Origin of the sequence: Streptococcus pantholopis (assembly GCF_001642085.1) — a bacterium.
In the GTDB taxonomy this organism is placed as follows: Bacteria; Bacillota; Bacilli; order Lactobacillales; family Streptococcaceae; genus Streptococcus; species Streptococcus pantholopis.
In genome coordinates this window covers 1,700,687-1,712,947 of sequence record NZ_CP014699.1, presented here as the reverse complement: position 1 = coordinate 1,712,947, position 12,261 = coordinate 1,700,687, and the positions used below count along the sequence as shown (strand labels likewise).

The 12,261-nt window shown below is 45.5% G+C and carries 7 protein-coding genes, 2 tRNA genes, 3 rRNA genes and 2 pseudogenes; 13 read left to right on the top strand and 1 reads right to left on the bottom strand.

The features are described from left to right. Positions 1-160 precede the first annotated feature (160 nt). From A0O21_RS07965 to A0O21_RS07940, 6 genes are all read left to right on the top strand, one after another. A 16S ribosomal RNA gene (locus A0O21_RS07965) occupies positions 161-1,717 on the top strand. Between the two features lie 50 nt (positions 1,718-1,767). After that, positions 1,768-1,840, top strand: a tRNA-Ala gene (locus A0O21_RS07960). 209 nt (positions 1,841-2,049) lie between these two features. After that, positions 2,050-4,951 (top strand): 23S ribosomal RNA (locus A0O21_RS07955). Positions 4,952-5,020: 69 nt separating this feature from the next. Further along, positions 5,021-5,136, top strand: a 5S ribosomal RNA gene (rrf, locus tag A0O21_RS07950). Together the 16S, 23S and 5S rRNA genes with 2 tRNA genes alongside form the textbook arrangement of a ribosomal RNA operon. Positions 5,137-5,141: 5 nt before the next feature. Next, positions 5,142-5,215, top strand: a tRNA-Asn gene (locus A0O21_RS07945). Positions 5,216-5,316: 101 nt separating this feature from the next. Beyond that, a complete protein-coding gene (locus tag A0O21_RS07940; RefSeq protein ID WP_067064004.1) occupies positions 5,317-5,796 on the top strand; it encodes a sigma-70 RNA polymerase sigma factor region 4 domain-containing protein in 480 nt (159 codons plus the stop codon). A 288-nt stretch (positions 5,797-6,084) separates the two neighbouring features. Here A0O21_RS07940 and A0O21_RS07935 read toward each other — a convergent pair whose 3' ends face one another. Then, the gene (locus tag A0O21_RS07935; RefSeq protein WP_067064002.1) at positions 6,085-6,771 is read right to left on the bottom strand and encodes an XRE family transcriptional regulator; all 687 of its coding nucleotides are present in this window, start codon (positions 6,769-6,771) and stop codon (positions 6,085-6,087) included. Positions 6,772-6,897: 126 nt separating this feature from the next. Between A0O21_RS07935 and A0O21_RS07930 the strand changes: the two are divergent. The 7 genes and pseudogenes from A0O21_RS07930 (at position 6,898) to hrcA (ending at position 12,251) form a co-directional block, all read left to right on the top strand. Next, positions 6,898-7,133: pseudogene (locus A0O21_RS07930) on the top strand (GlsB/YeaQ/YmgE family stress response membrane protein). 208 nt (positions 7,134-7,341) lie between these two features. After that, positions 7,342-7,608 (top strand): ACT domain-containing protein, encoded by a 267-nt coding sequence (locus tag A0O21_RS07925; protein ID WP_067063999.1) that lies wholly within the window; start codon positions 7,342-7,344, stop codon positions 7,606-7,608. Positions 7,609-7,626: 18 nt separating this feature from the next. Next, a complete protein-coding gene (locus tag A0O21_RS07920) occupies positions 7,627-8,964 on the top strand; it encodes a PFL family protein (protein WP_067063996.1) in 1,338 nt (445 codons plus the stop codon). Between the two features lie 75 nt (positions 8,965-9,039). Continuing rightward, positions 9,040-9,744: a histidine phosphatase family protein gene (locus A0O21_RS07915; protein ID WP_067063994.1), complete on the top strand. Its 705-nt coding sequence runs from the start codon at positions 9,040-9,042 to the stop codon at positions 9,742-9,744. A 155-nt stretch (positions 9,745-9,899) separates the two neighbouring features. Further along, positions 9,900-10,484, top strand: a pseudogene (locus tag A0O21_RS07910) (M15 family metallopeptidase); the annotation flags it as partial. After that, the gene (locus A0O21_RS07905; RefSeq protein WP_067063989.1) at positions 10,485-11,069 is read left to right on the top strand and encodes a glycoside hydrolase family 73 protein; all 585 of its coding nucleotides are present in this window, start codon (positions 10,485-10,487) and stop codon (positions 11,067-11,069) included. 147 nt (positions 11,070-11,216) lie between these two features. Then, positions 11,217-12,251 carry a heat-inducible transcriptional repressor HrcA gene (hrcA, locus tag A0O21_RS07900; protein ID WP_067063986.1) on the top strand — a complete coding sequence of 345 codons (1,035 nt, stop codon included), beginning with the start codon at positions 11,217-11,219 and terminating at the stop codon, positions 12,249-12,251. The last annotated feature ends 10 nt before the right edge of the window (positions 12,252-12,261 follow it).

Genomic DNA, 12,261 nt, shown 5'->3' with positions numbered 1-12,261 from the left:
TTGACAGCTTTGTTCTGATTTGCTAGAATAAAGGAGTTGTCTGAAAAGTGGCAGCGTTGACCTTTGAGAACTGAATAAGACCAAGACGTGCGGGTTAAGGAATTAACCTGTCAAAATAAAAAACTGTCAGCGACAGACAAAGAACGAGTAACGTTCAAATTCGAATGAGAGTTTGATCCTGGCTCAGGACGAACGCTGGCGGCGTGCCTAATACATGCAAGTGGAACGCACAGTTTGTTGATTAACGTGTTAATGGACAGATTAGTGAGTCGCGAACGGGTGAGTAACGCGTAGGTAACCTTTCTCTCAGCGGGGGATAACTATTGGAAACGATAGCTAATACCGCATAAGATTTTTTAACGCCTGTTAGAGGATTAAAAGGAGCACTAGCATCACTGAGAGATGGACCTGCGTTGTATTAGCTAGTTGGTAGGGTAGAGGCCTACCAAGGCGATGATACATAGCCGGCCTGAGAGGGTGAACGGCCACACTGGGACTGAGACACGGCCCAGACTCCTACGGGAGGCAGCAGTAGGGAATCTTCGGCAATGGGGGGAACCCTGACCGAGCAACGCCGCGTGAGTGAAGAAGGAATTCGTTTCGTAAAGCTCTGTTGTATGAGAAGAACGGGTGTGAGAGTGGAAAGTTCACACTGTGACGGTATCATACGAGGAAGGGACGGCTAACTACGTGCCAGCAGCCGCGGTAATACGTAGGTCCCGAGCGTTGTCCGGATTTATTGGGCGTAAAGGGAGCGCAGGCGGTTTCGTAAGTCAGAAGTCAAAGGCATTGGCTTAACCAATGTATGCTTTTGAAACTGCGGGACTTGAGTACAGAAGGGGAGAGTGGAATTCCATGTGTAGCGGTGAAATGCGTAGATATATGGAGGAACACCGGCGGCGAAAGCGGCTCTCTGGTCTGTTACTGACGCTGAGGCTCGAAAGCGTGGGGAGCAAACAGGATTAGATACCCTGGTAGTCCACGCCGTAAACGCTGAGTGCTAGGTGTTAGGCCCTATCCGGGGCTTAGTGCCGGAGCTAACGCAATAAGCACTCCGCCTGGGGAGTACGACCGCAAGGTTGAAACTCAAAGGAATTGACGGGGGCCCGCACAAGCGGTGGAGCATGTGGTTTAATTCGAAGCAACGCGAAGAACCTTACCAGGTCTTGACATCCCTCTGACAGGACTAGAGATAGTTTTTTCTTTCGGGACAGAGGAGACAGGTGGTGCATGGTTGTCGTCAGCTCGTGTCGTGAGATGTTGGGTTAAGTCCCGCAACGAGCGCAACCCTTATGGTTAGTTACCATCATTAAGTTGGGGACTCTAGCCAGACTGCCGGTAATAAACCGGAGGAAGGTGGGGATGACGTCAAATCATCATGCCCCTTATGACCTGGGCTACACACGTGCTACAATGGTTGGTACAACGAGTTGCGAGTCGGTGACGGCCAGCTAATCTCTGAAAGCCAATCTCAGTTCGGATTGGAGGCTGCAACTCGCCTCCATGAAGTCGGAATCGCTAGTAATCGCGGATCAGCACGCCGCGGTGAATACGTTCCCGGGCCTTGTACACACCGCCCGTCACACCACGAGAGTTTGTAACACCCGAAGTCGGTGAGGTAACCTAATGGAGCCAGCCGCCGAAGGTGGGATAGATGATTGGGGTGAAGTCGTAACAAGGTAGCCGTATCGGAAGGTGCGGCTGGATCACCTCCTTTCTAAGGAAATGGATGCACGTTGCGGTCTTATTTAGTTTTGAGAGGTCAAGGGGGCCTTAGCTCAGCTGGGAGAGCGCCTGCTTTGCACGCAGGAGGTCAGCGGTTCGATCCCGCTAGGCTCCATAATCTAGGGGATTGAGTGATGAGGGTTAGCGCGAGTAAGCCGTTAGTCATGAGATGCGCCTAGATGAATCACCTAGATAAATCGCTGTGCGGTTTATCGACTAGTCCATTGAAAATTGAATACCTCAACCCATTTATGATGGTTTAGACCATGATAGATGGCAAGAAAAGAAACCGAAACGCTGAAAAAAACCGAGAAACGAGAATAAGGTTAAGTTAGTAAGGGCGCACGGTGGATGCCTAGGCACTAGGAGCCGAAGAAGGACGTGACGAACGACGAAATGCTTTGGGGAGCTGTAAGTAAGCGAAGATCCAGAGATGTCCGAATGGGGGAACCCGTCAGGTACAGCCTGACATCCCTGCCTGTTAAGGGCAGAGGAAGGAAGACGCGGTGAACTGAAACATCTCAGTAGCTGCAGGAAGAGAAAGCAAAAGCGATTGCCTGAGTAGCGGCGAGCGAAAGGGCAGGAGGGCAAACCGGAGTGTTTACACTTCGGGGTTGAAGGACTGCAGAGTGGTTTTAATGATGATAGAAGAATGATCTGGGAAGGTCAGCCAGAGAGAGTAAGAGCCTCGTATTTGAAATGATGATTAAGACCAAGCAGAATCCTGAGTACGGCGAGACACGAGGAATCTCGTCGGAATCTGGGAGGCCCATCTCCCAACCCTAAATACTCCCTAGTGACCGATAGTGAACCAGTACCGTGAGGGAAAGGTGAAAAGAACCCCGGAAGGGGAGTGAAAGAGCCCCTGAAACCGTGTGCTTACAAGAAGTTCGAGCCCGTTAATGGGTGAGAGCGTGCCTTTTGTAGAATGAACCGGCGAGTGACGTTTAGATGCGAGGTTAAGTTGAAGAGACGGAGCCGTAGGGAAACCGAGTCTGAAAAGGGCGAGAAGTATCTGGATGTCGACCCGAAACCAAGTGACCTACCCATGAGCAGGGTGAAGGTGCGGTAAAGCGCACTGGAGGCCCGCACCAGGGCACGTTGAAAAGTGCTTGGATGACTTGTGGGTAGCGGAGAAATTCCAAACGAACTTGGAGATAGCTGGTTCTCTCCGAAATAGCTTTAGGGCTAGCGTCGGGCGAAGAATGATGGAGGTAGAGCACTGTTTGGGTAAGGGGTCCTTCTCGGATTACCAAACTCAGATAAACTCCGAATGCCATAGATTTATGCCCGGCAGTCAGACTGCGAGTGCTAAGATCCGTAGTCGAAAGGGAAACAGCCCAGACCACCAGCTAAGGTCCCCAAATAACTATTAAGTGGAAAAGGATGTGGGGGTGCAGAGACAACTAGGATGTTAGCTTAGAAGCAGCTATTCATTCAAAGAGTGCGTAATAGCTCACTAGTCGAGTGCCCCTGCGCCGAAAATGTACCGGGGCTGAAATAGTTTACCGAAGCTGTGGATACCTTTTAGAAGGTATGGTAGGAGAGCGTTCTATAGGCGGCGAAGGTGTACCGTGAGGAGCACTGGAGCGTATAGAAGTGAGAATGCCGGTATGAGTAGCGCAAGACAGGTGAGAATCCTGTCCACCGTAAGACTAAGGCTTCCAGGGGAAGGTTCGTCCGCCCTGGGTTAGTCGGGACCTAAGGAGAGACCGACAGGTGTATCCGATGGGCAACAGGTTGATATTCCTGTACTGGTATCAGGAGTGAAGGAGGGACGCAGGAGGCTAGCTCAACCGGACGACTGGAAGAGTCCGGCCAAGCAGTAAGATGAGATAGGAGTCAAATGCTTCTATCGGGAACATTGAGCTGTTAAGGGGAGCGAAGATTAGTAGCGAAGTGAGTGATGTCCCACTGCCAAGAAAAGCTTCTAGCGGCGAATGATACCACCCGTACCGCAAACCGACACAGGTAGTCGAGGCGAGTAGCCTCAGGTGAGCGAGCGAACTCTCGTTAAGGAACTCGGCAAAATGACCCCGTAACTTCGGGAGAAGGGGTGCTGACTGAGAGGTCAGCCGCAGTGAAGAGGCCCAAGCAACTGTTTATCAAAAACACAGCTCTCTGCGAAATCGCAAGATGAAGTATAGGGGGTGACGCCTGCCCGGTGCTGGAAGGTTAAGAGGAGCGCTTAGGAGTAGTCCGAAGGTGTGAATTGAAGCCCCAGTAAACGGCGGCCGTAACTATAACGGTCCTAAGGTAGCGAAATTCCTTGTCGGGTAAGTTCCGACCCGCACGAAAGGCGTAATGATTTGGGCGCTGTCTCAACGAGAGACTCGGTGAAATTTTAGTACCTGTGAAGATGCAGGTTACCCGCGACAGGACGGAAAGACCCCATGGAGCTTTACTGCAGTTTGATATTGCGTATCTGTAAGACATGTACAGGATAGGTAGGAGCCAAAGAAGGAGGGACGCTAGTTTCTCTGGAGGCGTTGTTGGGATACTACCCTTGTGTTATGGCTACTCTAACCCGGTAGGTTAATCATCTACGGAGACAGTGTCTGACGGGCAGTTTGACTGGGGCGGTCGCCTCCTAAAAGGTAACGGAGGCGCCCAAAGGTTCCCTCAGATTGGATGGAAATCAATCGCAGAGTGTAAAGGCAGAAGGGAGCTTGACTGCGAGAGCTACAACTCGAGCAGGGACGAAAGTCGGGCTTAGTGATCCGGTGGCACCGCATGGAAGGGCCATCGCTCAACGGATAAAAGCTACCCTGGGGATAACAGGCTTATCTCCCCCAAGAGTTCACATCGACGGGGAGGTTTGGCACCTCGATGTCGGCTCGTCGCATCCTGGGGCTGAAGTCGGTCCCAAGGGTTGGGCTGTTCGCCCATTAAAGCGGCACGCGAGCTGGGTTCAGAACGTCGTGAGACAGTTCGGTCCCTATCCGTCGCGGGCGTAGGAAATTTGCGAGGGGCTGCTCCTAGTACGAGAGGACCGGAGTGGACTTACCGCTGGTGTACCAGTTGTTCTGCCAAGGGCACAGCTGGGTAGCTAAGTAGGGGAAGGATAAACGCTGAAAGCATCTAAGTGTGAAGCCTGCCTCAAGATGAGATTTCCCATAACGTTAGTTAATAAGAGCCCTGAGAGACGAACAGGTAGATAGGCTGGGAGTGTAATTAGTGTGAGCTATTGAGCGGACCAGTACTAATAGCTCGAGGACTTAACCGAGAGGTTAGGAGCGGACGGTTTTAGGAGGTATTCAATTTTGAATGGACTAGTTTTTTAGTTCAGACCGAGTTAAGTGACGCTAGCCTAGGGGATACACCTGTACCCATGCCGACCACAGTCGTTAAGCCCTAGTACGCCGGAAGTAGTTGGGGGTTTCCCCCTGCGAGATAAGGGAGTTGCTTAGCTAAATTCCGCCATAGCTCAGTTGGTAGTAGCGCATGACTGTTAATCATGATGTCGTAGGTTCGAGTCCTACTGGCGGAGTGGCTTTAGAAAAAGAACATGACATTTTTGTCATGTTCTTTTTCTTTCTGACTGTTTATACTAAGACTAGCTATTAATCTTAGTTAAAGGAGTTGTCAGGAATGCGAGAAGAAGAGTTTGATGAGCTATATAAAAAAGTTAGGCCGATTATTTTAAAGTTAAAACGCAGTTATCATATTCACCTGTGGGACTATAATGACTGGCTGCAGGAAGGCAGCATTGTCTTGTTCAGGCTTTTGGATGCGCATCCTGACTTGTGTCAGGATGAATTGCGCTTGTACGTCTACTTTAAGACTAAATTTTCTAATTATTTAAAAGATGTTATTCGTCAGCAAGAAAGCTACAAGCGAAAATTTAATAAAATGGCTTATGAAGACATTAGCCAGCTCAGTCACTGTATCAGTGATAATGCCTTATCTTTAGATGACTATGTTGCTTATAGAGAGCTTGTTCAAGATATCGAAAAGAATTTAGAGGGGCAGGAGCGCGAGATGTTTCAAAAACTTTTGCAAGGGGAGCGTTTTGCAGGACGTCGAAAAATGATAAAAAAACTTCAGCCTTTGTTTAAAGATTTTAAGTGAGCCCCTTACTTTTAGTAGCAGTGAAATCTCTAATATGCAAGTGGTCATTTCACCCCGCAAATAATCCAAAATAAAAAATAGTCATGCGGCCCGCTGCGAGCTGCATGACTATTGGAAAGCCTGTCTACTCGGTATAGGCACTTGAGTAAGTGGGGAGAACAAGCTATATATCTTTTAAAAAATGTTTGCTTGATACAGAAGTCTGTTCAAGGAGATATCAGAGAGCGTTAGCTTAATTCCAATGCGTTTTACAGTCTCAGAAGATTAATCAAGCAAGATGACAGATTGTTAATTCTCCAAGGGCATAAAGTTGCCCACTATTAGGCCGATAATCCGCGGATTTTCATCGTAAGGGGCGAATTTGTCTGCATAGCGTTTATTAATAGACACCAAACGCAGCCCGTCTTCTTCGCGGTACACTTTTTTGATGTAGGTTTGGCCATCCCATTCTACCGCATAAATAGCACCATCATAATCAAAGCCGGTTTGCTTTATAAGAGCAACCTCACCATTTAAAAAGGTAGGTTCCATGGAATCTCCAAAAACCCAAGAAGCAAAATCATGATCAATTTCTTCATCATAAAAAACAGTATCAAAATTGCCATCTCCAAAATAAGCAAAGCCTGAACCGGCTGATAGTTTTTCAAATACTTTGTAAGGGTAGCGTTTAGGCTGTGCCAAGTCTGCTACTTTATTCTGTTTTGCAAGTAAATTTTGTGAATAATCCATTACTTTATCCTTATTGTTTTGATTTAGCTGTGTATAAACTGCTACAATATCATGTTCAGATAAAAAATAGCTGGGAGCAACGTCTAGAAGCTCTGATAATTTTTTAAGATTTTTTTGATTAGGCTTAGTTTTACCCTTCTCCCAATTGCAATAAGACGGTCTGGAGATGCTTAGCTCTTTTGCCAAGTAGGCTTGAGTCAGCTGGAACTGCTGCCGTCTTTCTTTTAATTTTTTGGCTGAGAACATAGCAAGCCCTCCTCGTTAGTTTATAGACTAATATCAGTTTACCATTTTTTTTGAAAAAATACAATGAATTCTTAGTTTTTTATTGTAGTATGACTTATGCTATAATAAATAGAAAAGGAGGATGGTATGATTTGGTCTTTACTTATCGGAGCTTTTATCGGAATGGTTGCCGGGGGATTACAAATAAAGGCAGTTCAATGGGCTGCTTGGCTAATATAGCTGCTGGACTGTTAGGCTCGTTTGTTGGGCAAAGTTTATTTGGTGCTTGGGGTCCGGCCTTGGCAGGTATGCATCTTATTCCTTCTATTTTAGGAGCTGTTATTGTTATCGCCGTTGTCTCTCTGTTTACTGGTGATAAATAATATGTTTTTGTCTTATCCCCATCTGCTGAGGCGAATAGCTGTCTGGCAGATTTTTTTAATAAAGATTAGACTGTCAGCCTTAAGAGAGAGTTTTTTTATCAGAACAGTAGTAAGGCTAAAATCCAGTTATTTTTCTGAAAATACAGAAAATATAGAATAAGTCATAAAAATATGTTAAAATTAAAACATTATAGACGGAGGTTCAGACATGAAAGCAATCATTACAGTTGTTGGGAAAGATAAAGCTGGAATTGTCGCCGGGGTTTCAGCCAAAATTGCAGAATTAGACCTGAATATTGATGATATTACACAAACAGTCTTAGATGAATTTTTTACAATGATGATGCTTGTCTCATCAGAAGAGAAAAAAGATTTTACTGTGCTGCGTTCGGAATTAGAAACACTGGGGGAAGGCTTAAATGTCAAAATTAATATTCAAAGCACAGCGATTTTTGACGCCATGCATAATTTGTAAGTGAGTAGGTAAGTAAGAATGAATATTAAACAGGTTACTGAAACAATTGAAATGATTGAGGAGCAGAATTTTGATATTCGGACCATCACTATGGGGATTTCCCTGCTGGACTGCATTGATCCAGATATAGAACGTGCGGCTGAAAAGATTTATCAAAAGGTTGTTGCAAAAGCAGCGAGGCTTGTAACGGTCGGTGATGAAATTGCTGCTGAACTAGGAATTCCTATCGTTAACAAGCGTGTATCTGTGACCCCTATTGCTTTGATTGGGGCAGCAACATCTGCCAAAGATTATGTCCCTATCGCCAAAGCACTTGACAAAGCAGCTCATGAGATTGGTGTTGATTTTATCGGCGGATTTTCTGCTCTGGTACAGAAAGGTTACCAAAAAGGCGATGAGATTTTAATTCAGTCCATTGCTCCTGCTTTGGCTGAGACCAGCAAAGTCTGTGCTTCTGTCAATATTGCTTCGAGTAAATCCGGCATCAATATGACGGCTGTCGGCGATATGGGCCGTGTCATTAAAGAAACAGCTCGCTTATCTGATTCAGGGGCTGCCAGATTGGTTGTTTTTGCTAATGCTGTTGAAGATAATCCCTTTATGGCTGGTGCTTTTCATGGTGTCGGTGAAGCGGATGTTGTTATTAATGTCGGAGTATCAGGCCCCGGTGTGGTCAAACGTGCCTTAGAAAAAGTGAGGGGGGAAAGTTTTGACGTATTAGCTGAGACAGTGAAAAAAACAGCTTTCAAAATTACGCGTATTGGACAGCTGGTCGGTCAAATGGCTGCAGAGCGCTTAGGTGTGAAGTTTGGTATTGTTGATTTATCGCTGGCTCCTACCCCTGCGATTGGCGATTCGGTTGCACGTGTACTGGAGGAGATGGGACTTGAAACTGTTGGTGCCCATGGCACAACAGCGGCACTTGCCCTGTTAAATGATCAGGTAAAAAAGGGCGGCGTTATGGCCTGCAATCAGGTCGGCGGTCTTTCAGGAGCATTTATCCCGATTTCTGAAGATGAAGGGATGATTGCTGCAGTAGAAAAGGGGTCTCTGAATTTGGAGAAGCTGGAGGCGATGACAGCTATTTGTTCGGTCGGCTTAGATATGATTGCGGTTCCGGCAGATACGCCTCATGAGACTATCGCTGCAATGATTGCAGATGAAGCTGCAATCGGAGTCATTAATCAAAAAACGACAGCTGTGCGCCTTATTCCTAAAGGAAAAGAGGGAGATATACTGGAATTCGGCGGTCTTTTGGGAGCTGCTCCTGTTATGAGAGTCAATAAGGCTTCTGCTTCTGACTTTATTGCCCGCGGCGGTCAGATTCCGGCTCCGATTCATAGTTTTAAAAATTAAAAGATTCACTTGCAGATTTTGCAAGTGTTTTCATTTCATGTTATAATGAAAAGCAGAGTTATCGGAGGAAGGGATATGAAGAAAGTAAAACTCTACATTGCCCGTCATGGGAAAACGATGTTTAACACTATCGGGCGAGCCCAAGGTTGGAGTGATACGCCCCTGACTGCACAGGGGGAGCTTGGCATTCGGGAGCTTGGTATCGGTTTGAAGGAAGCTGGAATAGTATTTGATGCGGCCTTTTCAAGTGATTCGGGACGGACCATGCAAACCATGGAAATTATTTTAAAAGAATGCCAGCAGGAGAAGATTCCCTACACCCGTGATAAGCGTATTCGGGAATGGTGCTTCGGCAGTTTGGATGGCGGTTATGACGGGGAGCTTTTCTATGGCGTACTGCCTAGGACTAAGGCTTTTGAAAATGGCCGTGATATGAAGGATGTTCCTTATCCTGAGCTGGCTGAAAGTCTTGTTGAAGTAGATACTGCTAACTGGGCAGAGCCTTGGCCTGTTCTGCGAAAAAGGATTTATGATGGATTTGAAGCGATTGCTGTACAAATGGAGGAGCAAGGCGGCGGCAATGCTATTGTTGTAAGTCATGGTATGACCATCAATACCTTTGCCTGGCTGGTGGAACCTAATCAGCCGCGGCTTTCTCTGGATAATGGCTCGGTTACTGTTGCTAATTATGAGGACGGCCGGTTTATACTTGAGACTGTTGGTGATATGTCTTACCGGCAAATAGGAAGAAAGATTTTAGAAGACGTAGAAAACGCATGAAACAAAGAAATTTACTGACTTTTACATTATTTCTGATAATGTTGGCAGTTGCGGCTATGACTGTTTATCTCTTCAATTATCAGCAGGAGAGTAAAGACGGCCCGCTGGCTTCAAGTTCTTCGTCATCAGTGGCAGCCAGCAAAGAACAGACAGTTGCGGCTTTACCTGATGTATCGGCAGATGACTGGGAATTGGTTCTTGTTAACCGTGACAACGTTACTGCTGAAATGAATCCGAGTTTGACTGAAGTTGATGGTGTAGCGGTTGACTCCCGTATTGCAGACAATGTTCGGGAATTTTTAGCGGCCGCTCAGGCGATTGACAGCAGTGAACATCTTATATCGGGTTACCGCAGTGTAGCCTATCAGGAAGAGCTGTTTGATAACTATGTCAGCCAAGAGCGGGCTGACGACCCTAGTTTAACTCAAAGTCAGGCTGAAGAACTAGTTAAAACTTACTCTCAGCCTGCTGGAGCCAGTGAGCATCAAACAGGTCTGGCGATTGATATGAGTACGGTAGATTATTTAAATGCCAGTGACCCTGACGTAGTAGCCCAAATAGCTGAACTTGCGCCTGATTACGGTTTTGTTTTGCGCTTTCCTGAAGAAAAAACAAGCTTGACAGGAGTGGGCTATGAGGACTGGCACTTTCGGTATGTCGGGACCGAATCCGCTCGGTATATGACAAAAAATAATCTTTGTTTAGAAGAATATATTGCTTTGTTAAAGGAGCGTGATTAATTGAGAAGACGGCTTTCTCTCAGATACTTTCTTGCTTTTGTTTTACTTTTTATCTTGATTGTTCCACTATCTTTGTCACTGCGGGACAATGTTCCTGACAGCAGGCAAAAACAGGCTGTTGCTTATACAAAAGAAGAATTTATTAAAGAAATAGCTCCTACTGTTCAGACGGCAGCTGCCTCTTATGGTTTACGTCCTTCGCTTATTCTTGGTCAGGCTGTTTTAGCTTCGGATTATGGCAGGGATTTGCTGGCAGTCAAATATCATAATTTATTTGGTATCCGAGCACAGGCCGGTGATAATTCAGTGCTGTTAAAGGATGAATTATATATAGATAATGTTTGGCAAGAAAAAAATGTGCGTTTTAAAATTTATCATTCCTGGGATGAAGCTGTTTATGATTACCTGGATTTACTGAAATCCGGCGATCTTTGGGGAGATAGGCTCTACACACAAATGGCTACTTTAAAGGGGTATAAGGGCCCGGCTCAGTCTTTGCAAGGGGCTGGCTTTAGTACAGATCCTGATTATGCTTCAAAACTCACTCAGGTTATTGAAAAAAATGATTTAACACAATACGATTGAAAATTTTAGCACTCTTTCAAAAAGAGTGCTAAAATTTTGCATTTTTTTCTTGACAGGCCTGTTAAAAAGAGTATAATAAAGACATAAGTTAGCAGTCTTACTTAAAGAGTGCTAATTTCCAAATGCTTTGGAAGGGGGGATTGGTTTGTGATTACTCCGCGGCAAAATGATATTTTAAATCTTATTATTGAAATGTTTACTCAAACGCATGAACCTATTGGCTCCAAAAAACTGCAGACACTTATTGATTCAAGCAGCGCGACAATCAGAAATGATATGGCCAAACTTGAAAAATTAGGTTTGCTTGAGAAAGCTCATACTTCAAGCGGTCGTATGCCCAGCCCAGCTGGTTTTAAGTATTTTGTCGAACACTCACTCAGTTTTGACAGTGTTAATGAACAAGATATTTACCGGGTTGTTAAAGCATTTGATTTTGAGGCTTTCAAACTGGAAGATCTCTTACAGCGTGCCAGTCATGTTTTGTCAGAAATGACAGGCTATACTGCTGTCGTGCTTGATGTGGAGCCGGCCAGACAAAAGCTGACGGGCTTTGAGATTGTCCAGCTAAGCAACCATGATGCTCTGGCAATTTTAACGCTCGATGAATCAAAACCTGCCACAGTACAGTTTGCTATTCCCAAAAATTTTCTTAAACGCGATCTGTTAATCTTAAAGGAAATTGTGGACGAGCGGCTGCTTGACCAGTCGGTTATGGATATCCACTATAAATTAAGAACAGAGATTCCGCAGATTGTGCAAAAGTACTTTACTGTGACTGATAATGTTTTAGATTTGTTTGATTATATTTTTGCTGAGTTATTCAAAGAGTCTGTCTTTGTGAGCGGAAAAGTTAACTCACTGGAATATGCAGAGCTAAAAACCTATCAGTTTCTGGATGATCCGCAGCGTGTTGCGCTTGCTTTGCGCAGCAGTATACAGGAAGATGAGATGGGCAGTGTTCAGGTTGGTGACAGTAAAGAAGCTGCTTTGGCTGATGTTACGGTTTTAACACACAAATATCTGATTCCTTATAGAGGTTTCGGTCTGTTGGCTTTAATCGGTCCGATTGACATGGATTATCGAAGAAGTGTCAGTTTGGTTAATGTGATTGGCCGTGTCCTGGTTATGAAACTGGGCGATTATTACCGCTACCTTAACAGCAATCATTACGAGGTTAATTAAGTAGAAAGAG